The sequence below is a fragment of the Stappia indica genome (assembly GCF_020177335.1).
GTDB classification, from domain to species: Bacteria; Pseudomonadota; Alphaproteobacteria; order Rhizobiales; family Stappiaceae; genus Stappia; species Stappia indica_B.
Window position 1 is genome coordinate 1 of record NZ_JAIVMG010000006.1, and the last position, 24160, is coordinate 24160.

Genomic DNA, 24160 nt, shown 5'->3' on the forward strand with positions numbered 1-24160 from the left:
TATGGCTTCGGCAAATGCACGGATGCGGCCTGGATCGCCGAGGCAGCCAAGGTGTGCAAGCGTGCCCGGCTGACGACGCTGCTGATCCCCGGCATCGGCACCATCGAGGACCTGCGCCGTGCCCGGGACGTGGGCGTCACCTCCGTGCGCGTCGCCACCCATTCCACCGAAGCGGATGTGTCGGCGCAGCATATCGCCGCCGCCGTCGAGATGGGGATGGATGTCAGCGGCTTTCTGATGATGTCGCATATGACGCCGCCGGAGGTGCTGGCCGGCGAGGCGGCCAAGATGGAAAGCTATGGCGCGGCCTGTGTCTATGTGACCGACTCGGGCGGCGGCATGGTGATGCGCGATGTGGCGGCCCGGTTCGAGGCCTATGACAAGGTGCTGAAGCCGGAAACGGTACGCGGCGCGCATATGCACGAGAACCTGTCGCTGGCGGTGGCCAACTCGGTGGTGGCGGTGGAGCATGGCGCGACCCGGGTCGATGCCTCTCTGGCCGGCATGGGGGCGGGTGCCGGCAACACGCCGCTCGAAGCCTTCGTCGCGGTGGCCAACCTGATGGGCTGGCAGCATGGCTGCGATCTGTTCAAGCTGCAGGACGCGGCCGAAGAGCTGGTGCGCCCGCTGCAGGACCGGCCGGTGCGGGTCGACCGGGAGACCATGACGCTCGGCTATGCCGGGGTCTATTCCAGCTTCCTGCGCCATGCGGAACAGGCGTCGGACCGCTTCGGCATCGACACCCGTGACATTCTGGTGGAACTGGGCAAGCGCCGCATGGTCGGTGGCCAGGAAGACATGATCACCGATGTCGCCCTCGATCTGGCGAAGGCAAGGTGAGGGGATAGGGAGGCTAGCTTTCCGGGCGGTCCCCGTCCGCCGGAGGGGGCGCGGGCGCGGGCGGGGCCAGCATCGCCAGCGCGGTCTCCAGAAACTCCTCCTGCGACACCCGGTCGAGGGTCCGGTGCAAGGTGGCGTCGCCGATCATCAGGCAATAGGTGACGTAGCCGCGCCGGCGGGCCTCCTCCGGTCCATAGCCGAGGTCGCGGAACAGCCGTTCGAAATAGTCCTGGCGGATCTCATCGACCTCTTCCACGACCTCGCGCGGCATGTCCACCCGGCGGGCCCAGTCGCGAATGCTCGATTCGATCTGGGCAAAGGCCGGCGATTTCGGCTGGCGGGGCAGGGCCATCAGGTTGCGCAGCCGCTCCAGCGCCTTCTCGCCCGAGCGGGTGATGGAGCGGATGACATTGAGCGTCATCCGCCGGCGCCAGTTGGACAGGAGCGCGACCAGCAACTCGTTCCGCGTGGCGAAGTGCCAGTAGAAGCTGCCTTTCGTCACGCCGAGCATCTTGCACAGGGTGTCGATCTTGATGCCGCGCACGTTCTCGCGAACGAGGATTGTCGTGGCGGCGTCGATCCAGTCCTGCTCGTTGAGCGGCGCGTCCTTATGGCGGCGGGTGGGGCTGCGTTTGCGGCGCTGCGGCGTCGCCGGCGCTTCGGTCTCGTCGGCTTCGCCGGTCAAGAGGGCAATCCTTTGCAGGAGGCAAGAGCTTGAATCAGGATGCAGTTTATCAGAAGAGGGCAGTGGGATGGAACATGTGATCATCGCCGGCGCGGGACAGGCCGGCGCCGGGGCGGCGCTCAAGCTGCGCGAGCTGGGCTTCGCCGGGCGCATCACGCTTCTGGGGGCGGAAACCGTGCCGCCCTACGAGCGGCCGGAACTGTCGAAGGGCTATGCGCAAGGGACTGTGCCGTTCGAGAAGCTGGTGGTTCTGACGCCGGTGGCCGCGCGCGCCGCCGATATCGACCTGCGACTTGGCACATGCGTCGACGGTCTTGACCGGGATGCGCAGACCTTGCGCGCTGGAGACGAAACACTGTCCTATACGCATCTGGTGCTGGCCACGGGCGGACGGGCGCGCCGGCTGACACCTCCGGAGGGGTGGCGTGCTCCACTTCTCTCCATCCGCGATGTGAGCGATGCGGATGCACTTGCCACGGAATTGACCCGGGCCAGCGCGGGCCGGCGCCGCGCGGTGATCCTTGGCGGCGGCTGGCTCGGTCTTGAAGCCGCAGCGACCTGCCGGGCGGCCGGGTTCGAGGTGCATGTCGCGGAAACCGCCGAGCGGCTGTGTGCGCGGGTCGCCCCGCGCTGGCTGTCCGGTCGCCTTGCCGCGATGCATGGGGACGCGGGGGTCGGGCTTCGGCTTGGTACGCGGCCGTTCCTGGAAGGCGCGCGCGGTGTGCGCCTCGGTACGGATCTGGTTGAGGCGGATCTGGTGATCGCCGCCATCGGCATGCAGGCGAATGATGAAGTGGCCAGGACCGCCGGTCTGGACTGCGACGACGGCGTTCTGGTCGATGCACAGGGGCGCACCGCTGATCCTTCAGTTTTCGCCATTGGCGACTGCGCACGTTATCGTCATCGCGGCAACATGCGGCGCGAATCCTGGCAAAACGCCAATCAGTCGGCAGCGGCGGTTGCCCATCTGATCCTCGGACAGGAACCGCCGGTGGATGAGCCTGACTGGTTCTGGTCGACCCAGTTCGGCCACACCATCCAGATGCTGGGGGCTTGCGACGATGCCTTCGCGCAGGTGGAGCGGGAGGAGCCATCGGGGGGTGGCGTGACCCGCTTCTTTCTCGATCAGGGATGCTTGCGCGGGGTCATCGCCATCGACGCCAAGCGGACTCTGGGCATGGCCCGGCGGTTCGTCGCCTCCGGTGCGGCGATGGAGGCCGCTGACCTTGCCAATCCTGGAACGGCGCTGAAGGACTGCATCACGCGCCCTGCCGCCTGAGCGGGGCGTACCCTATACCTTTTCCGCCGGGGTGTAGATGCAATCGGCGAGGGTGCTTTCGTCGAGCGTGGCGAGAAAGGCCGCTTCGGCCCGGGCGAGCCGCGCCTTCAGCCGGCAGCGCGGGGTCAGGGTGCAGAGGTTTCCCGACGGGGCGAAACACTCCACCAGCACCTGATCGGCTTCCAGCAGACGCACGACTTCGCCAAGGCGGATCTGGTCGGCGGGCCGGGCCAGTATCGCCCCGCCGCCGCCGCCGCGCCGCGTGGCGATCAGCCCCGCGCCGGCCAAGACCGAGATCACCTTGGCCAGATGATGCCGGGACACGGCGAACTCCTCCGCCAGTTCGGCGGTGGAAAAGGCACGGGTTGGCTCGCCAGCCAGACGCATCAAGGCCCGGAGCCCGAAATCGGTGAAAGTGGTGAGACGCATCGCCACGGCCCTGAATTGGTATTTGCAATGCGCATTACATCGGTTTACAGCAAAAGGCAAATGCCGGGTGCCGGCAGGGTGTGCGACATGGTCGCCGTGCGCGGCACCGGAATGTCGCTTTGGCAAGAGGTGGAACCATGGCCTCGACTGCGGAACAGATGCGTGCCTGGACCGGTCCGGCGCTGCTGACTTATGGCTTTCGTCCGTTTTTTCTGTTTGCCGGGCTGTGGGCGGGCCTGGCGATGGCGCTCTGGGTGCCGATGCTCGCCGGGCATCTTGAGCTGCCGACCGCCTTCGATCCGGTCTCCTGGCACGCCCATGAGCTGCTGTTCGGCTATCTCGGTGCCGTCGTCGCCGGGTTTCTGCTGACGGCGGTGCCCAACTGGACCGGGCGGCTGCCGATCGTCGGCTGGCCGCTGGCCGGGCTCGCGGGGCTGTGGCTGGCCGGCCGTCTCGCGGTGTTCTTCTCCGCCGCCCTGTCGCCGCTTATCGTGGCGCTCATTGATCTCGCCTGTCTGATCGTGCTGGCGGGCGTGATTGCGCGGGAGATCGTCGCCGGGCAAAACTGGCGCAACCTGATTGTTCTGGCGATGCTCTTGGTGCTGACCATCGGCAATGCCGTGTTCCACTGGGAGGCGGCAAGCGGCGCCTATGCGGCGCAGGGGCTTGGTCTGCGCATTGGCCTGGCGGCGGGCATCATGATGATCACCGTGATCGGCGGGCGGATCGTCCCGTCCTTTACCCGCAACTGGCTGGTGCGGGAGGGCGATCCGGCGCGGCCCTCGGCCGTCGGACCGTTCGACAAGGCGGCGATCCTGTTGACCCTGTTCGTGCTCTGCGCCTGGGTGGTTATGCCGGAGCGGGCGGTGACCGGCGGCGGGCTGATCCTGGCCGGCGTGGTGCAGGCCGTGCGGCTCGGACGCTGGGCCGGATGGCGGACCGGTACCGAACCGCTGGTGTGGATCCTGCACGTCGGTTACGGCTTCGTGCCGCTCGGCAGTCTGGCCATCGGCGTCTCGATCCTCATTCCCGATTTGCTGCAATTGGCCGCCGCGCAGCATCTGTGGATGGCCGGTGCCATCGGCGTGATGACCGTCGCGGTGATGACGCGGGCGACCCTTGGACACACCGGCCGCGCCCTGACCGCAGGCAAGGGGACCGGGGCGGTCTATCTGGCGCTGATCCTGTCGGTGCTCGCCCGGATGCTGGCCGGGTTTCTGCCCGATATGGCCGCCGGGCTTTATTCTCTTGCCGGCGGCTTGTGGCTTCTGGCCTTCCTCGGCTTCGCCATCCTGTACGGGCCGCTTCTTCTGCTGCCCAAGCCGGTGCGCTGAGCCATGGGGTGGAGCGAATATGCACTCGCCTTCGCGGCGTTCTTCCTGACCCATTCGGTGCCGCTGCGCCCGCCCGTCAAGCGGCGTCTCGTCGGGGTTCTGGGCGCGCGCGGTTTCACGCTGGCCTATTCGGCGCTGTCGCTCTTCGTGCTGGGCTGGTTGATCGAGGCGTCAAGCCGGGCCCCTTATGTGGGGCTCTGGGACTGGGCGCCCTGGCAAAACCATGTGCCGCTGACCGTGATGGGCGTGGTCTGTCTGCTGCTGGCGCTGTCGCTCGGCCGGCCCAATCCGTTCTCCTTTGGCGGGGCGGGCAACGACAGGTTCGATCCGGCACACCCCGGGTTGGTGCGCTGGACCCGCCATCCCCTGCTGTTGGCGCTGGCGCTCTGGGCGGGCGCGCATCTGGTGCCGAATGGCGATCTGGCGCATGTGCTGTTGTTCGGCACCTTCGCCGGCTTCGCGCTGCTGGGCATGTGGATCGTCGACCGGCGCCGACGCCGGGAGATGGGGCCGCGCTGGGATGAGCTGCTGGCAAAGGTTCGTGCCGGCCCCGTGGTGCCGGTGCCGCAGTCGGCCGCCGGGCTGGCCTTGCGCTGCGGGCTGGCGCTCGGCGTCTATCTGCTGCTGCTGGCGGCCCATCCCTATCTGTTCGGCGTTTCGCCATTGCCGGTGTAGGAGCGCGCAGTCTGGGCATTTCTGCCGCCGCGCGAATGTGATACCCCGGGAGGGGAAGAGGTGACGAGATGACGATAGCCTATATCATGGCGCCCGGACGGGGAGACACCGATCAGGTGCTCGCGCGCTTTGCCGCCGCGCTTGTCGCGCGCGGCCTGAACTGCCACGGGGTGGTGCAGATCAACACCGACCGGGGCGAGGAGCATCCCTGCGATATGGACGTGCAGGTGCTGCCCGATGGGGCGGTGTTTCGCATATCCCAGTCGCTGGGGCCGGAAGCGCGGGGCTGTCGGCTCGATCCGGATGCGCTGGAATGCGCCGTTGCCGAGGTCGCGTCGGGCTTCGACACGTCCGCCGATATCCTGGTTCTCAACAAGTTCGGCAAGCATGAGGCGGATGGGCGCGGCTTTCGCGATCTGATCGGCGAAGCGGTGTCCCACGACATTCCCGTCGCCGTTGCCGTCAACAGCATGAACGAGGCGGCCTTTCTGGAGTTCGCCAGTGGGCTTGCGGTCAAGGTTGCTCCGACCGTGGAGGCATTGACCGCTTGGTTCCAGACCCTTGGCGACGGGGCGGCGCAAGATGCGCCAGCGGGGGATACGCTCGCCCTTTGAGCGAGCTGTCTATCCTGAGGTTTTTTGGGGGGGGCTTTCAGAGCCCGATCCGGGCGTCGCCGACGCAAATCGGCGTGCCGGTACCGTCGCGCACCATCAGCCGGACGATCAGCCGGAGCGGCGTCTCGGTCTCGACCTTGGCAACCCGCCCTTCGATGCGAAGGCCGCCGCCAACCGCCAGCGGCCTCAGGAAACGGGTCTGCATCGTCTCGATTCGGCACTCCGGCCGCCAGGCGCGCAAGGTCGCTTCGAACTGCCCCATCACCAGCATGCCGTGAACGATGGTGCCCGACAGTCCCGCCGCGCGGGCGGCATCCTCGTCAAGATGGATCGGATTGTGGTCGCCGGAGGCGGCGGCATAGGCCGCCACCTGCGCGCCATCCAGCGCTGTCACCAGATACTCGGGCAGGCGTTCGCCAATAGCCGGCACGGGAAGAGAGGGGGAGGCCGCAGTCATAAGGACGGGTCCTCCTCGCGACCACGACGATTTTCGAACAGGACGATTTCCGCCCGCAGCCGCTGGACTTCGGTGCCGTCCGCGTCCTGAAGGCGTGCCCGCACGACGATCCGGTCGGCGCGCTCCGGCACCTGGTGCCAGTCGACCACGGCCCGGTAGCGGCTGTCGGGCAGAAGCGGGGCGACATATTCGAACTGCTGCGCCTGATGGACGAGCACGGCATTACGATCCGCTGCGAGCCCCTCCAGCACGCGCAGCACCTCTGGCCGCGACAAAACGGTGAAGGCAAAGGTCGCCGGCACCCGCTGCACGGGCTCTGTCGCTTCCGCAGCGGGTTTACCCGCCAGCGCCGCCGCGAAGGCGGCGACGGTCTCGGACCGCGTGTCGAAATCGACGTCGGCGACGGGCTGCCAGTCGGCCATGTCCTCCACCTGAGCCATGGTGTCAGGCGTAGGCCTTCACCGCCAGGGTGGCGTTGATGCCGCCAAAGGCGAAGGAGTTGCTGATCGCCGCGTTGATCGGATGCGGCCGGGCGGTGTTGGGCACCGGATCCAGCGTGCATTTCGGATCCGGCTCGAGCCAGTTGATGGTCGGCGGCGCCACGCCCGCGCGTATGGCGGAGATGGTGATCACCATTTCGATGGCGCCGGCCGCACCAAGCGCGTGGCCGTGGATCGGCTTCGTCGAGGAGACGGGCAGGGCATCGAGATGATCGCCGAACACCTGACGCAGGGCCTGGGTCTCGGAAATGTCGTTGAGAACCGTGCCGGTGCCATGCGCGTTGACATAGCCGACCTCTTCCGGCGCCAGGCCGGCATCGGCCAGTGCGGCCTCCATCGAAGAAGCCGGACCCTCAACGGTTGGGCGCAGCAGGTCGCTGGCGTCGCTGGTGCTGCCATAGCCGGCGATTTCCGCCAGCGGCGTTGCCCCGCGCGCCAGCGCGTGCTCCAGCTCCTCGATCATCAGGACGGCGGAGCCTTCGCCCAGCACCATGCCGTTGCGCTTTGCCGAAAACGGGCGGCAGGCTTCCGGCGCCATCACCCGCAGCACTTCCCAGGCGCGGAAGGTGGCGGGGGTGAGCAGCGCTTCGCTGCCACCGACCAGCGCGGCGTCGATGATGCCGGCACGAATCATCTGCAGGCCATAGCCGATCGACTGGGTGCCGGAGGCGCAGGCGCTGGAAATCGCCAGCGAGGGACCACGCGCGCCATAGCGCATGCTGACCTGGGAGGCGGCCGCATTCGGCATCACCTTGGCGATGGTCATCAGGTCCGTGCGGCCCTTGCTGACATAAAAGCCGTAATGGCCATCGTCGTTGGTGTTGGCACCGCCAATACCGGAGCCGATGATGACGCCGGTGCGCAGGCCGCGCGGCTCGTCAATGTCGAGGCCGGCCTGTTCCAGCGCCTGGCGTGCGGCCAGAATGGCGAATTGCGCGAACCGGTCCGTGGTCTTCAGTTCCTGGGCGTTGAGAAACCCGGTCGGATCGAAATCGGGAATATGCGCGGCGCATTTGATTCGCTGGGTGGGGAAGCGCTCAAGCTGCAGCTGCGAGACGCCGGAGCGGCCTTCGCGGGCCGCCTCCCACAGGTCGTCGCAAGTCTTGCCCGCAGCCGTGATCGCACCCATGCCGGTCACGACAATGCGTCGATTGTGTTGTGTCACGCCGCATTGTCCTTCATGCGTTCCGCGAGGACCTTCAGGAAGTCCCCAACCGTTTGGGCGTCGGCAAGATCGCCGTCCACCGGAATGTAGACGCCAAATTCCTCTTCGATCGCCATCAGGATGACGACCATGTCGGCCGATTGGATGCCCAGGTCCTCGAAGGTGGCATCCGGCGTCAGCTTGTCCCGTTCGACCATGCCTTCCGTTGCAACGAGGTCAAGGAGGCGGTCAAGCGTCTCGGGTGCGATCCCGTCGACTTTCTGTTCCATGTGGCTTGTCTGTCCCTGTTGGCCCGACGTCTTTCGGGCTGTCATAAGTCCTTGTCGGCTTAGTATCCAGCAGGAAATGCACCGATAGCGCGCGCGGCAGCTTTCCTGCAGGTCTCCCTGACCATCCGGTCTGTGGGGCGCGGCTTGTCATACGGGGCGGCAATCCGGTAAGGACTGGCAATGCTGCTTGGCGCTGCGGCGCGATGACCTTTGCCGTCGATCTGGTGGGGCATGTGCGCGACGGGCATGGTCAAGGCAATCGGGGAAGGTCGAATGGGCTGGGAAACATGATGTCGCGCAGAGGGCTTGTTCTCGGCTTGGTGTTCAGTGCGCCGATCGTCGCCATTCCCCTTGTTCAGATACCGATGATGGTTTGGGCTCGTTGGGCTTTCTACCAGCGTCACCCCGACTACGTCCAGCATAGCGCTCCAACGATCAGCCGGGCAATTTCTGATCCGGTGATCGGCACGCCCTTTGCCGCGATGATCCTGGCGGTAACGACGATCATCGCCCTGGCGCTGGTGCCGATCGTCAACGGCTACCGGCTGGGTATCCTGGCGCGCTGCGGGGCGGGCGAGGAGCGCCGGCGCCGGTCGCTGATGCGCTGGCTGGTCATTGTCCTTTCGGCTCAGATCATCGGCAGTGGCGGCATGGTGGTTTGTACCCAGTACACCTTCGGCAACAATCACGATCTGCACATGCTGGGCAGCTATCTGTTCTTCCTCGGTCAGGGGACGGCGATTCTCCTCAGCGGGTATCTCGGCTCGCGGCTGGTCGATGTGCCGGACGATGGCCTTCGGCCCCGGCTGGCGCTGTTGCCGCGGATGAATGCCCTCAGGGTTCGGGCAGCGAAGATTATCACCGCGACTACGGTCCTTTATCTGGCGATGTTCGTGCTGAAGGGGCTGGTGCCCGATACCATCGAATACACGGTCTATTACATCTACACGCTGCAGGAGATCGTCGCGATCTCCGCTTTCATCGTCTATCTGGCGATGTTCGCGCCGGACCTGTTCGTGATCGGCCGCAGCCTCGGCCGGGAACGGGCGCCGCTGCCGGCGGGCGTCGCCGGCTGAGGCGGCGCTGGTTAGCGACCCGTTTCGGCGGCTTCCACCAGGATCCGCGTCCGGTCTTCGATCGTCTCCTGCAGGCGGGCGCGGAACGCTTCCTGATCGAGGCCGGGGGGAATGGGCGGCAGGATGTCGATGACGATGCGTCCGGGAAAGCGCCACAGACTGCGCCGGGGCCAGAACACGCCGGAATTGAGCGCAATCGGGACGCACGGAACCCTGAGGCTGCGATAGAGTGCCGACAGCCCGGACTTGTAGCTGGGCGGCGCCAGCGGCGCGCTGCGGGTGCCTTCGGGAAAGATCACCACCTGGCGCCCTTCGGCCAGCCGGGCGCGCGCATCGCGCACCATGTTCATCAGGGCGGAGGCGCCGGCCGTGCGGTTGATGCTGATATGTCCCAGCCGCCACATGGTCCAGCCGGCAAGTGGAATGAGGGTCAGCTCTCGTTTCAGCACGATGGCCGGATCGTCGAGAATGACCTGCAGCGCCAGGGTTTCGAAGGCCGACTGGTGCTTGGAGGCAACGAGACAGCCGCCTATCGGCAGGTTCTCACGGCCTCGCACCTCGTAGTCGAGACCGGCGATCACCTTCAGCAGCCACAGCCAGAACCGGAGCACCTGGCGGACGATCGCTAGGCAGGCGCGCCGTGGCATGATCAGGAGCGGGGTCAGCACCGACATCAGCACGAGAGAGGCGAGGACCAGCAAGAGGAACGCCAGAGAGCGCAGCACCACCAGCGGTCCGGCGCGGAGCGGCCGGAACCGGCTCGCGGGCGCGCGATCAGGGCCGGCGGGCGTCACGCGCGCCCCTTCCGCAGGAGGGGAGGGATCATGCGCGCGGACCGATGGTCAGGGAAATATCGGTGATGCCTTCGATGCCGCCTTCGATCTTGTCGCCGGGCTGCAGCGGGCCGACGCCGGCCGGGGTGCCGGTCAGGATCAGATCGCCCGGCTCGAGGCGCACGGCGCGGCTGCAGATGGCGACGATATCGGCGACCGGCCAGATCTGGTCGGCCAGATCGCCCTCCTGACGCAGCTCGCCATTGACCTTGAGCCAGATGCGTCCCGAAACCGGATGGCCGATCCGGCCGGCGGGGATCAGCGGTGCGCAAGGGGCGGATTGATCGAAACCCTTGGCCCAGTCCCAGGGGCGACCGAGTTTCTTGGCCTGGGCCTGCAAATCGCGGCGAGTGAGGTCGAGGCCGGCGCCATAGCCCCAGATGTGATCGTTGGCCGCAGCCGGGTCGATGTCGCTGCCGCCGACGCCGATGGCCACCACCAGCTCCATCTCGTGATGGAGGTCTTCCGTCAGCGGCGGATAGGGCACCGTGCCGCCGGCGTCGCAGACCGCATCCGCCGGTTTTGAGAAGAAGAACGGCGGCTCGCGATCCGGGTCGTTCCCCATTTCCCGGGCGTGGGCCGCGTAGTTGCGGCCAACGCAATACACCCGGCGCAGGGGGAAACGCTCGGCGCTTCTCTCAATGGCAAGGCTCGGCTGGCGGGGGGGAGCGATCACGAACTGAGCCATGCGACATGTCCTTATTTGAAGGGGGCGGGGGCGCGACGGGACCGGGCCCGAGTCGTGCGGAAATAGGATCGGTTGCATTACTAGGGGAAGCCCGGGCGCCGGTCCAGCGGATGCAACTGGCCGGCCGGCGGGGCGTCTTTCCATTTTGTTGCGGCGTCGGGCGAATTCAGCGTTGTCCGCCGCCTTTCGCAGTGCAACACTGTCGCCGGAGGCGATGACATGAGTGGCAGAATTCTTTCGGTGGCGCAGCAGAAGGGCGGATCGGGCAAGACCACGCTGGCCGCGCATCTGGCTGTGGCCCTGGCGCAGAGCGGCGCTTTTCCGGTGGCGCTCGTCGATGTGGATCCGCAAGGATCGCTCGGCACCTGGTTTGAAGCGCGCGAGCAGGCGCTTGGCGAACGCGCCACCGGCCTGACCTTCCGCACATCCAGCGGTTGGGGCGCGCGGCGCGAGGCGCGGTCGCTGGCGCGCGATCATGGGCTGGTGATCATCGATACGCCGCCGAAGACCGATTCGGACGTGCGCCCGGCCATCGAGGCGGCCGATCTGGTGATGATCCCGGTGCAGCCGACCCAGGTGGACCTGTGGGCCACCGGTCAGACGGTCGAGATCGCCGCACGCGAGAAAACCGCGTCGATGGTGGTGCTCAACCGGGTGCCGCCGCGCGCTGCGCTGACGGCGGAAATTCTGGAGGAGATCGCCGGGAACGGCTTCCAGGTCTGTGACGCGCGTCTGGGCAATCGTACCGCCTTCGCCGCCTCCATGGGGATCGGCAAGACGGTGCTGGAGACCGATGCGCGTGGCAAGGGGGCGGAGGAAGCGCGCCACCTGGCGGCGGAAATCGCAAAGGCACTGGACCTCGGCTGACCGGCCACAAGGCCGCGCCGGCAGCGCGGGAAGCCCGTTCTGCCGTTACGCCAGCCCGAGAACCGCAAGCACATCGGCGCCGGTGGCATTGCGCGGCAGGGCAAAGAAGTCGCCGCTATGGGTCAGACTGGCTTCCAGCATCCGGTCGTAGCGGAGCTTGGGCACTTCGATGACGCCGAACTGGGCGAGATGCTCGGTGACGAACTGGGTGTCGAGCAGGGTGAAATGGCCGGCAACCAGTCGGGCGATGAGATGGGCGAGCGCCACCTTGGAGGCATCCCGCTCAAAGGCGAACATGCTTTCACCGAAGAACGCCGCGCCGAGGCAGACGCCGTAGAGTCCGCCGACGAGGCGGCCCTCGCGCCAGGCTTCCACTGTGTGGCAATAGCCCATGTCGAACAGCGCGCCGTAGAGCCGGCGGATCTCGCTGTTGATCCAGGTCTTGCGCCGCCCCGGCATGGGGGCGGCACAGCCGTCGATGATGCCGTCAAAATCGCTGTTGATCCGGATCTCGAACACATCCTGGCGGAGGGTCCGGCGCAGCCGCTTGGGGATGTGCCAGCTATCCAGCGGCAGCACCCCCCGATGCTCCGGCTCGATCCAGAACAGGTTGGGATCGTCCGCCGATTCCGCCATGGGGAAGATCCCGCAGGCATAGGCCTTCAGCAGTACCTGCGGGGTGATCTCCAGAGCGTCGTTCTTGTTTGCGGCCATGTGCTTTCGTCCCGGAGTGCAGCGTCTCCGGTCCGCAACCGATCAGGATCGTCGATCCGGATCAGTCCTCGCCGGTCGCTGCCAGATATTTTTCCAGCCAATGGATATCATACATGCCATTGGCGATATCCTGATTGTCGACCAGATCGCGGAACAACGGAATGGTCGATTCGATCCCGTCGACCACGAATTCATCGAGGCAACGGCGCAGGCGCATCAGGCATTCCACCCGGTTGCGGCCATGGACAATCAGCTTGCCGATCAGGCTGTCATAATACGGCGGGATCCGGTAGCCCTGATAGACACCGGAATCGACCCGCACCCCCAGCCCGCCCGGCGGGTGGTAGTAGGTGATCTGTCCCGGCGAGGGCACGAAGCTGCGCGGGTTCTCCGCGTTGATGCGGCATTCGATGGCATGGCCCTCGAACAGCACATCTTCCTGACGGATGGTCAGCTTGGCACCGGAAGCGATGCGGATCTGCTCGTTGACGAGGTCGATGCCGGTGATCATCTCCGTCACCGGATGTTCCACCTGAAGACGGGTGTTCATCTCGATGAAGTAGAACTCGCCGTTCTCATAGAGGAACTCGATGGTGCCGACGCCGCGGTACTTGAGCTTGCGCATGGCATCGGCGACGATCTCGCCGATTTCGGTGCGCTGGCTGGCATTGAGGGCCGGGGAGGGCGCCTCTTCCCACACCTTCTGGTGCCGGCGCTGCAAGGAGCAGTCGCGCTCGCCCAGATGGATGGCATTGCCTTGGCCGTCGCCCAGCACCTGGATTTCGATGTGGCGCGGCTTGCCCAGGTATTTTTCCATGTAAAGGGCATCATCGCCGAAGGCGGCCTTGGCTTCGGCCCGGGCGGTCGACAGGGCCCGGTCGAGGTCCTTTTCGGTCTCGGCGACCTTCATGCCGCGTCCGCCGCCACCGGCGGCGGCCTTGACCAGCACCGGATAGCCGATTTCACGGGCTATGGCATGGGCGTCGTCCGAGGGGGTGACGGCGCCGTCGGAGCCGGGAACCACCGGAATGCCGAGCCGCTGGGCGGTCAGCTTCGCCTCGATCTTGTCGCCCATGATGCGGATATGATCGGCGGTGGGGCCGATGAAGGCGATGTTATGCGCCTCCAGAATGTCCGCGAACCGGGCGTTCTCCGACAGGAAGCCATAGCCGGGATGGACCGCGTCGGCACCGGTGATCTCGCAGGCCGCCAAGAGTTGCGGAATGTTGAGATAGCTGTCGGTGGCCGAGGGCGGGCCGATGCACACGCTCTCGTCGGCGAGGCGCACATGCATGGCATTGGCATCGGCGGTGGAATGCACCGCCACGGTCTGGATGCCCAGTTCCTTGCACGCGCGCAGAACCCGCAGGGCGATTTCGCCGCGATTCGCGATCAGGATCTTGGAAAACATCGGTTCAACCCCCGTCATTCAAGAATGACGAGGGGCTCGCCATACTCCACCGGCTGCCCGTCCTCGACGAGCACAGCGGTCACCCGGCCGGCCTGCGGCGCCGGGATATGGTTCATGGTCTTCATCGCCTCGATGATCATCAGCGTGTCACCGGCAGCGACCGTATCGCCGACCTCGACGAAATTGCGCGCACCCGGCTCCGGAGCCCGGTAGGCGGTGCCGACCATCGGCGAGGGGACCGCGCCGGGGTGACCGGACGGGTCGGCCGCAGCCGATGCGGCCGCCGGCTGGGCGGATGCTGCCGCCTCGGCGCGCGGCGCGGCGTGAACCGGGGCTTCGATGGTGATCTGACGGGCGACCCGGACGCGGAAATCGTCGCGCTCCAGTTCGATCTCGGTCAGCTTGGTTTCGTCGAGCAGCTCCGCGAGCTGGCGGATCAGATCCTGATCGAGCTTCTGCTTCTTGTCTGACATCGTCTTTTCTTGTTGGGCTCCGGTCGCGGATCAGGGCCTGATGACGGTGGAAAGCGCTTCGAGCGCGAGCCGATATCCGGTCGCGCCGAAGCCGCAGATCACACCGAGGGCCACCGGCGACACATAGGAATGATGCCGAAATGCTTCCCTGGCGAACACGTTCGACAGATGCACCTCGACGGTGGGAATTTCGACGGCACGAATGGCATCGTGGATCGCCACGGAGGTATGGGTGAAGGCCGCCGGGTTGAGCACCAGGCCCTGGGCCAGGTCGCCGGCTTCCTGAATCCAGTCCACCAGCAGCCCTTCGTGATTGGACTGCCGGAATTCGATCTCCAGATTGAGATCCTCACCGACATCGCGGCACAGGCCCTCGATATCGCCAAGCGTCATGCTGCCGTAGGTTTCCGGTTCACGGGTGCCGAGGCGATTGAGGTTGGGGCCATTGAGGATATAGATGGAGGCGGACATTCATTCCCCGCTAAGGGCGGCGCGACATCGATCATGCGCGCGCATCACACCGCCCCTTATATGCATTTGCCCCGGGGAGGAAAAGGGGAAACCGGACCGGGAGTGTCGACAACTCCCGATCGGCTCTTCAGTGCCACAGGGCTCAGCAGCTGCTCTCGTCGCAGTTGCGCGCCGCCGAGATCTTTTCCTTCAACTCGTCATAGCCGACCGCGCCCATCACGACGTCCTTGCCGACCACATAGGACGGGGTGCCGGTCAGGCCGAGCCGGTTGGCCAGCATGTAGACCTCTTCCACGGTGGCGCTGACTTCCGGATCGTTCATCGCCGCTTCCACCTTGCCCATGTCGAGGCCGGCCTTTTGGGCCGCGTCGAGGGCGCGGGCGCGGTTGGCCTGCTCCCGGCCGCCCATCAGCATCTTGTGAAACTCCAGATACTTGGAGGAATCGACCGCCGCCACCGCGATGGCGACCTGCGCGGCCTCCACCGAGCCCTGTCCGAGCACGGGGAATTCCTTCAGCACGACGCGCAGGTTCTTGTCCTCATCGAGGAGACGCAGCATGTCGTCCATGGCCCGCTTGCAGTAGCCGCAGTTGTAGTCGAAGAACTCCACCAGGGTGACGTCGCCATCCGGATTGCCGATCTCCACCTGGCGGGTGGAGTTGAACAAGACGTCGGACACGGTGCTGAGCGCATCGGCCCGGGCCTTGTTCGCCGCCGCGACCTCGCGTCGCTCCAGTTCCTTGATCGCATCGCGGATCACTTCCGGATTGGCGAGAAGGTACTCGCGCACGATGGTTTCCACATCGGCGCGGGCAAGCGGCTCCTCCGCGAGAGCCGGGGCGGGCAGGGCGGGGAGGGCAACGGCCAGCGCCAGCATGGCGGTCTGCAGCAGTTTCTTCATCTTTGTCTCCAGGCGGGTGGGAGCACCCGTATGCGCCAACAGGCGCGCAATTGCGAGAGGACTTGTTGGGTGTTCCGGACGGGGTCAGGACCGGCCCGGCAATTTCGGTGGCTGGTAGGACACGATATCGTCGGCTTGCAGCCAGGCGGGCGTGCCGCGTTTCAATTTTTTCCGGGCGCGAGTGGCGTAGCGCTTGGCGCCGCGGAAGTCACCCCGGGCCATCAGGCCGCGGGCGGTGGCAAGGTCGGCCTCGGCCGCCTCGCCCTGCCGCCCATGGGCGATGGCGAGCTGAGAATAGCCGATCGGCGAATTGGGATCGATCCGCAGACCCGCTTTCAGCATCTTTTCCGCCTCACCCAGGCGCGCGTTGTCGTTGGAGGCGACAAGGGCGAAGCCAAGCCAGATCATGAACTGGGCCTCGCGCGGGCGCAGCGACAGTGCCTTGCGGAAGGGGGCGATCGCCGCCTTCGGGCTGCCTGATTCCAGCAGCGCCTGCCCCTTCAGCTCATGAAAATAGGGATTGTCCGGCTGCCGCGAAATCAGCGCGTCGATCATCTTCACGCTGGTGCGGCGGCTCTTGGTGCGCATCGACACCACCGCCCGAGCGTACTCGGCCGCCAGCGACCGGTCGGACGAGGGGTAGGCGCGGGCCACCACATTCGGGTGGCTGGTGAAGGCCAGCAGCTTGGCGCGGACCATGTCGTGACGCGCCTGCAGGGCGGTCGGCGCCGGCTTGTTGTAGTAGCGGCTGCGTTTGGCGAGGGTTTCCAGCGCGTTGAGCCGCTCGCGCGGCATCGGATGGCTCTGGGCGTAGGGATCGGTGTATTTCGCCGAGAAAAGCGCCTGGTCGGCGAAGCGGGAGAAGGTCTTCAGCATCCCCTTGGCCGATTGACCGGTCTTTTCCAGGAAGGTGATGGCGGCCCGGTCGGCGACCGATTCCTCGCCGCGCCGGTAGGCAAGCAGCGTCCGCTGGGCAAGGCCGGCTCCGGCGGTCAGCGCGCCGGCCCCCCCTTGCACTGCGCTGCTGGAACCGGCCGAGGCGCCGGCCGCGACCGCGCCGGCTCCGAGCAGGATACCAAGGGCGGCCATCAACTGGGCGTTGGCCAGAGCCTGACGCATGCGGACCAGGTGATTGCCGGTGATGTGCCCGGTCTCATGCGCCAGAACGCCGATCACCTCGCCGGGGGTTTCCGCATCGAGGATCACGCCGATGTTGATGAAGATGCGCCGGGCGTCGGCGACAAAGGCGTTGAAGTCGGTCTTGTTGACCAGGATGATGTCGACCTGCGAGCGGGCAATGCCGGCAACGTCGAAGATCGGCGCGGCATAGTCGCGCATCAAGGCCTCGGTCTCCGCATCGCGAACGAGCGGAAGGGAGCGCTGCGCGGCAGCGGGAGGGATGGTGGCGGTCAGCGCCATCACGCCGGCCGTGGCAAGGGCGAGGAGCCGCCGGGGGCGGAGGCGCCGGGGGGGCGTTTCGGCCGCCGATGCGGCTGGGCGATGGTTCATGGCAGCGCCTTGTCGTCTCGATCGTTTTGATGCGCGGCTCTCGACAGAGCTTCGGCTGGAGGGTAGGGAGCAGCCTGACGGCGGTCAACCTGTGCTGGCACGACTTTGACAAGGCGAATGCGGCATCAGCTTGACCGGCACCGGCCCATCGGCCGCCGATTGAAAAGGACAGATGTCATGCCTCACCCTTCCAAACGCTCCGAGGTCGAGCCGTTTCGTGCCATGGATGTTCTGGCCAGGGCGAATGCGCTGGAGGCATCCGGCCGGCATATCCTGCATATGGAGGTGGGCCAGCCGGGCGCGCCGGCGCCCAAGCCGGTGCTGGATGCCGCCCGCGCGGCGCTCGATGGCGGGCGGCTCGGCTATACCGAGGCGCGCGGCCTGCCGCTGCTGCGCGAGGCCATCGCCGGCTACTATCGCGACAGCTTCGGCGCCGAGGTGCCGACCGAGCGGATCATCGCCACGACGGGCTCTTCCGCCGGGTTCAATCTGACCTTCCTTGCCGCCTTCGATCCCGGCGATCGGATCGCCATCGCCGCCCCCGGCTATCCGGCCTATCGCAACATCCTGCGTGCCCTCGGCATCGAGCCGGTGGAGATCGAGGTCGGTCCCGAGACCCGCTGGGCCCTGACGCCGGAGCTGATCGAGGCGGCCCATCGCGAGGCGCCGTTGAAGGGCGTCTTGGTGGCAAGCCCGGCCAACCCGACCGGCACGATGATGACGCCGGAGGCGCTGCGCACGCTGATCGCCGCCTGCGAGGACATGGGCCTGTGGTTCATTTCCGATGAGATCTACCACGGGCTGGTGTTCGCCGGTCAGCAGGAAACCGCGCTGACGTTTTCCGATCAGACCATCGTCATCAACAGCTTCTCCAAATACTATTGCATGACCGGCTGGCGGATTGGCTGGATGGTAGTGCCGGAGGTGCTGGTGCGGCCGATCGAGCGGCTGGCACAGAGCCTTTACATCTCCCCGCCGGAGCTGTCGCAGCGCGCCGCTGCCGCAGCCTTCTCCGCGACCGAGGAGCTGGAAGCGGTGAAGGCGGTCTACGCCAAGAACCGGGCGCTGTTGATGGAGCGGATGCCCGCGCTCGGCTTTGACGAGATGCTGCCGGTGGATGGCGCCTTCTATCTCTATGCCAGCGTGCGCCCCTTCGCCAACGACAGCACCGCCTTCGCGCGGTCGATGCTGGAGGAGGCGGGGATCGCGGCGACGCCCGGCGCAGATTTCGATCCGTTCCAGGGCACGCGCTTCATTCGCTTTTCCTTCGCTGGCACCCATGAGGACATGCGCGAGGCGATGGACCGGCTCGGCGACTGGTTGCCGCGTCAGCGATAAGCGGAGACGGGCGGGGCCCTAAGGCCTCGCCCGGCATGCCTTGCCAGTTTCCTGCCTGCGCCCTAGCCTGAAACCGAGCGGCGAAGGTGGGCTGGCGATGACGAAGTACATCATTCGGGCGGCCATGCAGGACGAGGCCAACGACGGCTGGATCTGGGCCAAGGGTTTTCCCTCCCGCTGCCTCGTGCGCATCGTCAATCCGGACAATGGCTACAACATCGTCTGTCAGGTCCGGGACATGGATTCCGGCTTCACCCGCAAATACAACCAGCCAGGCGCGGGCCGTATTCGCATCCGGCCCGGCACCGATGTGCTCGTCATGTCCTCCTGGTATCGCGACGGGCTCGGAGGCTTCGACCCCACCGACCGCGACGACCAGCGCGGCCGCAAGTCCCTGCAGATCCTGCCCTTCGACGGGTTCCAGTTCTGGGCGCAGATCCGGGCCGCATCGCATCATCCCGACGTGGCGGTGCGGCTGAGTGCGCGCCCTGGGTTGTCGGGCGTCTGGCTCGGCTGTCTCGGCGGCACCCTCGGTCTTTATTCCGCCATTCGCACCGAAGCACTGGAACCGGCGCTGCTGCCGGCCATGCTCACCGCCGTTCTGGGCATCGGCGCCGTCTTCATCGGTGCCTGCCGGGGGCCGAGGCCGCCAGTTCCCCACAAGGATGAACGGAGGCGCCCGGACCAGGACTGAGGCGACGCCACGTCGAATTCCTCCCGGTCAAAAACAAACCCCGCCGCATGTGCGACGGGGTTTGCGAAGAGGCGGAACGCCGGCGGGGCCGGTATTCCCTGTCTGTCGTGACCTTGCGATCAGAAGAAGCTGCGGCGCTGCCACCAGCCGGACCGCTTGGGACCGGTCTCCTTCTCCTCGGCGGTGCCGTCGCCCTTGATCTTCTCGCTGACGACCACCGGCTCCTTGGGAGCAGCAGGCGCCACGGGCGCCGGCTCGGCTTCGGCTGCAACTTCCGGCTCCGCCTCGGGCGTCGCCGTCTCGCCTTCGTCAACGTCGGCCTGCCCGGCCTCGGGCTCAGCCTTGGTCTGGGGCTCGGCCTCGGCCTCTGCCTCGGTGACGACGAGCGGCGCCGGTTCATCCGCCGGCGTTTCGATCGCCTCCGCCGTTTCCGTTGCCATGGTCTCGGCCGGTGCGCTGTCGCCGCTATCGTCCGCTGTGCTCACCGGTGCCAGGGCGGTCTCGTCCGCAGAGGTAGCTTCGGCTGCCTCACTTTCGGAGGCTGCAACGGTTTCCGCGGTCTCGTAACCAGCGGTCTCCATGGCGGTGGGAGCGGGTTCGCCATCGCTGGCCTCCGCAGGTGCCGCTTCGATGGTCTCGGAAGCCGCGTCCGGAGCGGTCTGCGGAACAGCGTCGGAGGTAGGGCTTTCGCTGGAAGCGTCGTCCGACGTCTCCGTCGACGTGTCCGACGCCTCGGCGGTTGCCTCGACGGTCTCCTCGGAGCCTTCGCCGTCGCGCCGACCGCGCCGGCCGCCGCGTCGTCCACGCCGCCGCTTGCGCCGTGCCCGATCATCGTCGCCATCCTCGTCGGAGGCACTCTTGTCCGCAGCGGCTTCGCCCTGGCTGTCGTCGCTGTCGTCTTCGCCGGCGGTCTCGTCGCGCTCGGCGTCCTGCCGGCTCTCCTCGTCGCCACCACCGCTCTTGCGCCGACGCCGGCGCCGGCGGCGCTTGCGCCCCGAACCATCGTCCTCACCGGAGGCGCTTTCGTCGCGGGTGCGTTCGGTCTCCGCCTCCTCGGCGATCTCATCCTCATCCTGATCGTCGGGCGTGATCGGCGTGACCATGTGCGGCTGAACCAGCGGCTGGGCCTCGATCTCGCGCGGTTCGACCGGCTCGCCCCGCTCCATCAGGTAATGGTGCCCGTTCTCCATCGCCGCCGCCTCGATCGCGATCTCCAGGCCGAAACGGGCCTCCAGATCGGACAGATGCGCGCGCTTCTGGTTGAGGATGTAGAGCGCCGCCTCGGTGGTGGTGCGCACGATCAGATTGTGCGTGACGCCCTTCAGCAGCATGTCCTCGATCGACCGCAGCACATGCAGGGCCACCGATTCGACCGAGCGGATCATGCCGGTGCCATGACAGTGCGGGCAGGGCGTCATGGAGCTTTCCAGAACGCCGGTGCGGATGCGCTGGCGCGACATTTCCAAGAGGCCGAAATGGGAGATGCGGCCGACCTGGATGCGTGCCCGGTCGTTCTTCAGGCAATCCTTGACCTTGCGCTCGACCGCCCGGTTGTTCTTGTTCTCCTCCATGTCGATGAAGTCGATCACGATCAGACCGGCGAGGTCGCGCAGGCGAAGCTGGCGTGCCACTTCCTCCGCCGCTTCCAGATTGGTCTGGACGGCGGTGTCCTCGATATTGTGCTCGCGGGTGGACTTGCCCGAGTTGACGTCGATCGCCACCAGCGCTTCGGTCTGGTTGATGACGAGGTAGCCGCCGGACTTCAGGGTCACCTGCGGCGAGAACATGGCGTCAAGCTGCGATTCGACCATGAAGCGGGAGAAGATCGGCGTCGCTTCCTTGTAGGGCTGGACGTTCTTCGCGTGGCTCGGCATGAGCATCCGCATGAAGTCCTTGGCCTCGCGGTAGCCCTCGTCGCCGGCAACCAGGACCTGCTCGATGTCCTTGTTGTAAAGGTCGCGGATCGAGCGCTTGATCAGCGATCCTTCCTCATAGACCAGATAGGGGGCGGAGGATTGCAGCGTCAGGTCGCGCACATTCTCCCAAAGCCGCATCAGGTACTCGAAGTCGCGCTTGATCTCGGCCTTGGTGCGGCTGGCACCGGCGGTGCGTAGAATCACCCCCATGCCCTCCGGCACTTCCAGCTCCGAGGCGATCTTCTTGAGACGCTTGCGGTCGGTCGGGTTGGTGATCTTGCGGGAAATGCCGCCGCCACGGGCGGTGTTGGGCATCAGCACCGAATAGCGGCCGGCCAGCGAAAGATACGTGGTGAGCGCCGCGCCCTTGTTGCCGCGCTCTTCCTTGACGACCTGAACCAGCAGCACCTGGCGGCGCTTGATCACTTCCTGAATTTTGTACTGCTTGCGATGACGGCGGACGCGCTGCGGCACTTCTTCCATCGCATCTTCGGCGCCGACCGATTCCACGTCGTCGTCGCCGTTTCCATCGCTGTCGTCATTGTCGTCGGCAGCACTGTCCGCGCCATTGTCCTCGACGGCGTTTTCCGCGTCAGCAACGGCGTTGTCGTTGCCGCTGGCACTCTCGTCGTCGCCCTTGTCCGAGGCCTCCGAGGCGACGGTGTCCTCCTCGGTTTCGGCCTTGGCGGCGGCGGCGGCCTTGCCACGACGGCGGCGGGGCTTTTCGGTCACTTCCTCGGCACTGGCGTCGTCGGCCTCTTCCTCGTCGAGGAGGGCCTGCCGATCGGCCATCGGGATCTGGTAATAATCCGGATGGATCTCGCTGAAGGCGAGGAAGCCGTGGCGGTTGCCGCCATAATCGACGAAGGCCGCCTGCAGCGACGGTTCGACGCGCGTTACCTTGGCAAGATAGATGTTGCCGCGAAGCTGTTTGCGGTTTGCGGCCTCGAAATCAAATTCTTCGACCCTGTTGCCACGCACGACGACGACCCGGGTCTCTTCCGGATGCGTGGCGTCGATCAGCATTTTGTTTGCCATTGATGGGGATCTCCACGACCGCCGCCCCGGCCCGGCATCGGGATCGTGCCCGATGCAGCCGCGACGTGACGGTCGTCCTGTTCTTCGATGTGAAGGTTGAAGGGGTGGCGCACTGCGCGGCGATCCCAAAGGGGGCGGCGACCTGGAAGTCGCCAGCCTCATTCCCTTGTCGGAACGTCATCGCGCATGTGGTCATTTCAGCGCCTGTCTGAACTATATTTCGCAGCGGTGAACCGGTTTGGCACACCTCGAGAACAACACGCAGGAGCAACCTGCGAACGGGCCTGGTCCGAGAGCGCCCGGCCGTCCCTAAATCGGTTTATCCCGGCTTCGGTCGAACGCCCTGCGGGTATGCGCAAGCTGATATCGTTCGAGCGAGCCAGTGACGCACGCGGGATTTGCCCACCCCGGGTTCAAGCTGCCACGTAATCTATTACGGATGACGCGAGGACAGTTGGCCAGGCCGGGCGCCGGTCAATGGCAACAGAACGTCCCGATTCGACGCATGTCCGAAACCGAGACCCGTTGCCTATCTTTTACGGGCGCGAACGAGTGTTGGCAAGCAAACTCGATCTTTTCCCGTTCTCTGCCGCCTCGCCCTATTGTCAATGAAAGGTTAACTTGCCTAAGGGTATCCCTTGGGATAGGGGCGGCGGCGCCATCGGGCGAAAGATGAATTGCAGGTGCCTTGGTGACCATTTTTACGCGAACACTGTGCGGTGTGGCCTTGATCGCGGCGGTTTTCGCCGGAACGGTCGGTCTGCGCGCCGAGGAGCCCCCCCGGCCGGCGGTGCCGGTCGCCCGCGAGGCGCGCGTTGCCGGGGACGATACCCGGACCCGGTTCGTGATGGATCTGACGCAGGCGGTGCCGTTCACGGTGTCGGTTCTGGCCGACCCGCACCGGTTGGTCATCGACTTTCCCGAGGTGCGATTCGATCTGCCGGAAGGTGCCGGCACCGAGGCACGCGGGCTGGTCGGCGCCTGGCGCTTCGGTCTGTTCGCCAAGGGCAAGTCGCGGATCGTGCTGGACCTGCGCGCGCCGGTGGCGGTCGACAAGGTGTTCGTTCTGCCGTCGGTTTCCGACCAGCCGGCGCGGTTCGTGCTCGATCTGGTGAAGACCTCGCGTTCCGCCTTCCTCGCCAAGGCCGGGGAGGCAACCGCCGCCGCGCCGGTGGCATCGGCGACGACACCAAGCAACAAGGGAGACCGGCTTGCCGGCGGCAAGGTCAAGCACCGGCCGGTGATCGTCATCGACCCGGGGCATGGCGGCATCGACACGGGCGCCGCCGGGACGGGCGGCACGCTGGAAAAGGCCGTGGTCCTGGAGTTCTCGCGGCTCCTGAAGAAGAAGCTCGACGCGCTCGACCGTTACGATGTGCATATGACGCGAGACACGGACATCTTCATTCCGCTGCGCGAGCGGGTGGAGATCGCCCGTGCGCTGGAAGCCGATCTTCTGGTGTCGATCCATGCCGATTCGGTGCGCATCGGCCGCGACCAGGTGCGCGGCGCCGGTGTCTATACCCTGTCGGAGACCGCCAGTGACGAGATCGCCGCCGCGCTGGCGGAGCGGGAGAACCGCTCCGATATCATTGCCGGTATCGATCTTGCCGACGAACCCGATGTAGTGACCGACATTCTGATCGATCTGGCGCGGCAGGAGACCAAGACTTTCTCCCATCTGTTCGCGCGGACCCTGGTGGGCGAGCTCAGCGGCGCGGCGAAGATGGTGAAGAACCCGCATCGTTCCGCCGGTTTCCGGGTGTTGACGGCCCATGACGTACCCTCGACGCTGGTGGAGCTTGGCTATCTGTCCAACCGGCTCGATGAAAAGCTGATGACCACGAGCGAGTGGCGCGAGCGGATGTCCTCGGCGATCAGCGGGGCGATCGACCGATATTTTGCCAAGCGTCGGGGCAAGAGCGCGGCCCTGCGGCTGTCCGTGACGCCGGGTGCCAAGGCGGACTGATTTGCCTCTCGGCAT

25 protein-coding genes are annotated in these 24160 nt (G+C 66.2%); 10 read left to right on the top strand and 15 right to left on the bottom strand.

Features of this window, described 5'->3' with window-relative positions:
• Positions 1-840: 4-hydroxy-2-oxovalerate aldolase (gene dmpG, locus LC062_RS09670; RefSeq protein ID WP_224910834.1), on the top strand; the 840-nt coding region annotated here is incomplete at its 5' end.
• Between the two features lie 13 nt (positions 841-853).
• Here the strand turns inward: dmpG and LC062_RS09675 are convergent.
• Complete coding sequence (locus LC062_RS09675) at positions 854-1525, bottom strand: TetR/AcrR family transcriptional regulator (protein ID WP_224910835.1); 672 nt, start codon at positions 1523-1525, stop codon at positions 854-856.
• A 67-nt stretch (positions 1526-1592) separates the two neighbouring features.
• Between LC062_RS09675 and LC062_RS09680 the strand changes: the two genes are divergently transcribed.
• The gene (locus LC062_RS09680) at positions 1593-2804 is read left to right on the top strand and encodes an NAD(P)/FAD-dependent oxidoreductase (RefSeq protein ID WP_224910836.1); all 1212 of its coding nucleotides are present in this window, start codon (positions 1593-1595) and stop codon (positions 2802-2804) included.
• Positions 2805-2816: 12 nt separating this feature from the next.
• Here LC062_RS09680 and LC062_RS09685 read toward each other — a convergent pair whose 3' ends face one another.
• Positions 2817-3233, bottom strand: coding sequence for an Rrf2 family transcriptional regulator (locus LC062_RS09685; RefSeq protein WP_224910837.1), 417 nt, complete (start codon positions 3231-3233; stop codon positions 2817-2819).
• Between the two features lie 137 nt (positions 3234-3370).
• Between LC062_RS09685 and LC062_RS09690 the strand changes: the two genes are divergently transcribed.
• The 3 genes from LC062_RS09690 (at position 3371) to LC062_RS09700 (ending at position 5856) form a co-directional block, all read left to right on the top strand.
• Positions 3371-4567: an NnrS family protein gene (locus LC062_RS09690; RefSeq protein ID WP_224910838.1), complete on the top strand. Its 1197-nt coding sequence runs from the start codon at positions 3371-3373 to the stop codon at positions 4565-4567.
• A 3-nt stretch (positions 4568-4570) separates the two neighbouring features.
• Positions 4571-5242: an NnrU family protein gene (locus LC062_RS09695; RefSeq protein ID WP_224910839.1), complete on the top strand. Its 672-nt coding sequence runs from the start codon at positions 4571-4573 to the stop codon at positions 5240-5242.
• Between the two features lie 68 nt (positions 5243-5310).
• Positions 5311-5856 (top strand): DUF2478 domain-containing protein, encoded by a 546-nt coding sequence (locus tag LC062_RS09700; RefSeq protein ID WP_224910840.1) that lies wholly within the window; start codon positions 5311-5313, stop codon positions 5854-5856.
• Positions 5857-5893: 37 nt separating this feature from the next.
• Here the strand turns inward: LC062_RS09700 and LC062_RS09705 are convergent, their stop codons facing one another.
• From LC062_RS09705 to LC062_RS09720, 4 genes are read right to left on the bottom strand one after another with little or no spacing between them, the layout of a single operon-like run.
• A complete protein-coding gene (locus LC062_RS09705; protein WP_224910841.1) occupies positions 5894-6313 on the bottom strand; it encodes a MaoC/PaaZ C-terminal domain-containing protein in 420 nt (139 codons plus the stop codon).
• Positions 6310-6735: a hypothetical protein gene (locus tag LC062_RS09710; protein ID WP_224910842.1), complete on the bottom strand. Its 426-nt coding sequence runs from the start codon at positions 6733-6735 to the stop codon at positions 6310-6312. Before LC062_RS09710 ends, LC062_RS09705 begins: the two co-directional genes overlap by 4 nt.
• A 22-nt stretch (positions 6736-6757) precedes the next feature.
• Positions 6758-7978, bottom strand: a complete 1221-nt coding sequence (locus LC062_RS09715) for a beta-ketoacyl-[acyl-carrier-protein] synthase family protein (protein WP_224910843.1) — start codon at positions 7976-7978, stop codon at positions 6758-6760.
• On the bottom strand, positions 7975-8247 hold the full coding sequence (locus LC062_RS09720) for an acyl carrier protein (RefSeq protein WP_224910844.1): 273 nt from the start codon (positions 8245-8247) through the stop codon (positions 7975-7977). Before LC062_RS09720 ends, LC062_RS09715 begins: the two co-directional genes overlap by 4 nt.
• A gap of 287 nt (positions 8248-8534) precedes the next feature.
• Between LC062_RS09720 and LC062_RS09725 the strand changes: the two genes are divergently transcribed.
• Positions 8535-9323, top strand: coding sequence for a hypothetical protein (locus LC062_RS09725; protein WP_224910845.1), 789 nt, complete (start codon positions 8535-8537; stop codon positions 9321-9323).
• A gap of 11 nt (positions 9324-9334) precedes the next feature.
• Here the strand turns inward: LC062_RS09725 and LC062_RS09730 are convergent, their stop codons facing one another.
• Positions 9335-10117 carry a lysophospholipid acyltransferase family protein gene (locus LC062_RS09730; RefSeq protein ID WP_224910846.1) on the bottom strand — a complete coding sequence of 261 codons (783 nt, stop codon included), beginning with the start codon at positions 10115-10117 and terminating at the stop codon, positions 9335-9337.
• 28 nt (positions 10118-10145) lie between these two features.
• Positions 10146-10844 (bottom strand): fumarylacetoacetate hydrolase family protein, encoded by a 699-nt coding sequence (locus LC062_RS09735; protein WP_224910847.1) that lies wholly within the window; start codon positions 10842-10844, stop codon positions 10146-10148.
• A gap of 219 nt (positions 10845-11063) precedes the next feature.
• Here LC062_RS09735 and parA point away from each other — a divergent pair, with 219 nt between their 5' ends.
• Positions 11064-11711, top strand: a complete 648-nt coding sequence (parA, locus tag LC062_RS09740) for a ParA family partition ATPase (protein ID WP_224910848.1) — start codon at positions 11064-11066, stop codon at positions 11709-11711.
• Between the two features lie 45 nt (positions 11712-11756).
• Here the strand turns inward: parA and aat are convergent, their stop codons facing one another.
• From aat to LC062_RS09770, 6 genes are all read right to left on the bottom strand, one after another.
• Entirely contained in the window at positions 11757-12425 is a 669-nt protein-coding gene (aat, locus tag LC062_RS09745) for a leucyl/phenylalanyl-tRNA--protein transferase (RefSeq protein ID WP_224910849.1), read from the bottom strand.
• Between the two features lie 61 nt (positions 12426-12486).
• The gene (gene accC, locus LC062_RS09750; RefSeq protein ID WP_224910850.1) at positions 12487-13836 is read right to left on the bottom strand and encodes an acetyl-CoA carboxylase biotin carboxylase subunit; all 1350 of its coding nucleotides are present in this window, start codon (positions 13834-13836) and stop codon (positions 12487-12489) included.
• 14 nt (positions 13837-13850) lie between these two features.
• Complete coding sequence (accB, locus tag LC062_RS09755; RefSeq protein ID WP_224910851.1) at positions 13851-14309, bottom strand: acetyl-CoA carboxylase biotin carboxyl carrier protein; 459 nt, start codon at positions 14307-14309, stop codon at positions 13851-13853.
• Positions 14310-14339: 30 nt separating this feature from the next.
• Entirely contained in the window at positions 14340-14780 is a 441-nt protein-coding gene (aroQ, locus tag LC062_RS09760; RefSeq protein WP_224910852.1) for a type II 3-dehydroquinate dehydratase, read from the bottom strand.
• Between the two features lie 142 nt (positions 14781-14922).
• Complete coding sequence (locus LC062_RS09765; protein WP_224910853.1) at positions 14923-15681, bottom strand: DsbA family protein; 759 nt, start codon at positions 15679-15681, stop codon at positions 14923-14925.
• Between the two features lie 84 nt (positions 15682-15765).
• Positions 15766-17190: a M48 family metalloprotease gene (locus tag LC062_RS09770; protein WP_224910854.1), complete on the bottom strand. Its 1425-nt coding sequence runs from the start codon at positions 17188-17190 to the stop codon at positions 15766-15768.
• Positions 17191-17367: 177 nt separating this feature from the next.
• Here LC062_RS09770 and LC062_RS09775 point away from each other — a divergent pair, with 177 nt between their 5' ends.
• Positions 17368-18528 carry a pyridoxal phosphate-dependent aminotransferase gene (locus LC062_RS09775; RefSeq protein ID WP_224910855.1) on the top strand — a complete coding sequence of 387 codons (1161 nt, stop codon included), beginning with the start codon at positions 17368-17370 and terminating at the stop codon, positions 18526-18528.
• Between the two features lie 97 nt (positions 18529-18625).
• Entirely contained in the window at positions 18626-19222 is a 597-nt protein-coding gene (locus LC062_RS09780) for a hypothetical protein (protein ID WP_224910856.1), read from the top strand.
• A 119-nt stretch (positions 19223-19341) separates the two neighbouring features.
• Here the strand turns inward: LC062_RS09780 and LC062_RS09785 are convergent, their stop codons facing one another.
• Positions 19342-22176 (bottom strand): Rne/Rng family ribonuclease, encoded by a 2835-nt coding sequence (locus tag LC062_RS09785; protein ID WP_224910857.1) that lies wholly within the window; start codon positions 22174-22176, stop codon positions 19342-19344.
• Positions 22177-22867: 691 nt separating this feature from the next.
• Here LC062_RS09785 and LC062_RS09790 point away from each other — a divergent pair.
• Complete coding sequence (locus LC062_RS09790) at positions 22868-24145, top strand: N-acetylmuramoyl-L-alanine amidase (RefSeq protein ID WP_224910858.1); 1278 nt, start codon at positions 22868-22870, stop codon at positions 24143-24145.
• Positions 24146-24160 lie beyond the last annotated feature (15 nt).

What these genes read in the sequence shown, in the direction of transcription:
- LC062_RS09680 (WP_224910836.1), top strand. Translation starts at nt 1,593, where the DNA reads ATGGAACATGTGATCATCGCCGGCGCGGGACAGGCCGGCGCCGGGGCG.
- LC062_RS09685 (WP_224910837.1), bottom strand. Translation starts at nt 3,233, where the DNA reads ATGCGTCTCACCACTTTCACCGATTTCGGGCTCCGGGCCTTGATGCGT.
- LC062_RS09690 (WP_224910838.1), top strand. Translation starts at nt 3,371, where the DNA reads ATGGCCTCGACTGCGGAACAGATGCGTGCCTGGACCGGTCCGGCGCTG.
- LC062_RS09695 (WP_224910839.1), top strand. Translation starts at nt 4,571, where the DNA reads ATGGGGTGGAGCGAATATGCACTCGCCTTCGCGGCGTTCTTCCTGACC.
- LC062_RS09700 (WP_224910840.1), top strand. Translation starts at nt 5,311, where the DNA reads ATGACGATAGCCTATATCATGGCGCCCGGACGGGGAGACACCGATCAG.
- LC062_RS09705 (WP_224910841.1), bottom strand. Translation starts at nt 6,313, where the DNA reads ATGACTGCGGCCTCCCCCTCTCTTCCCGTGCCGGCTATTGGCGAACGC.
- LC062_RS09710 (WP_224910842.1), bottom strand. Translation starts at nt 6,735, where the DNA reads ATGGCCGACTGGCAGCCCGTCGCCGACGTCGATTTCGACACGCGGTCC.
- LC062_RS09720 (WP_224910844.1), bottom strand. Translation starts at nt 8,247, where the DNA reads ATGGAACAGAAAGTCGACGGGATCGCACCCGAGACGCTTGACCGCCTC.
- LC062_RS09725 (WP_224910845.1), top strand. Translation starts at nt 8,535, where the DNA reads ATGATGTCGCGCAGAGGGCTTGTTCTCGGCTTGGTGTTCAGTGCGCCG.
- LC062_RS09735 (WP_224910847.1), bottom strand. Translation starts at nt 10,844, where the DNA reads ATGGCTCAGTTCGTGATCGCTCCCCCCCGCCAGCCGAGCCTTGCCATT.
- parA (WP_224910848.1), top strand. Translation starts at nt 11,064, where the DNA reads ATGAGTGGCAGAATTCTTTCGGTGGCGCAGCAGAAGGGCGGATCGGGC.
- aat (WP_224910849.1), bottom strand. Translation starts at nt 12,425, where the DNA reads ATGGCCGCAAACAAGAACGACGCTCTGGAGATCACCCCGCAGGTACTG.
- accC (WP_224910850.1), bottom strand. Translation starts at nt 13,836, where the DNA reads ATGTTTTCCAAGATCCTGATCGCGAATCGCGGCGAAATCGCCCTGCGG.
- accB (WP_224910851.1), bottom strand. Translation starts at nt 14,309, where the DNA reads ATGTCAGACAAGAAGCAGAAGCTCGATCAGGATCTGATCCGCCAGCTC.
- aroQ (WP_224910852.1), bottom strand. Translation starts at nt 14,780, where the DNA reads ATGTCCGCCTCCATCTATATCCTCAATGGCCCCAACCTCAATCGCCTC.
- LC062_RS09765 (WP_224910853.1), bottom strand. Translation starts at nt 15,681, where the DNA reads ATGAAGAAACTGCTGCAGACCGCCATGCTGGCGCTGGCCGTTGCCCTC.
- LC062_RS09770 (WP_224910854.1), bottom strand. Translation starts at nt 17,190, where the DNA reads ATGAACCATCGCCCAGCCGCATCGGCGGCCGAAACGCCCCCCCGGCGC.
- LC062_RS09775 (WP_224910855.1), top strand. Translation starts at nt 17,368, where the DNA reads ATGCCTCACCCTTCCAAACGCTCCGAGGTCGAGCCGTTTCGTGCCATG.
- LC062_RS09780 (WP_224910856.1), top strand. Translation starts at nt 18,626, where the DNA reads ATGACGAAGTACATCATTCGGGCGGCCATGCAGGACGAGGCCAACGAC.
- LC062_RS09785 (WP_224910857.1), bottom strand. Translation starts at nt 22,176, where the DNA reads ATGGCAAACAAAATGCTGATCGACGCCACGCATCCGGAAGAGACCCGG.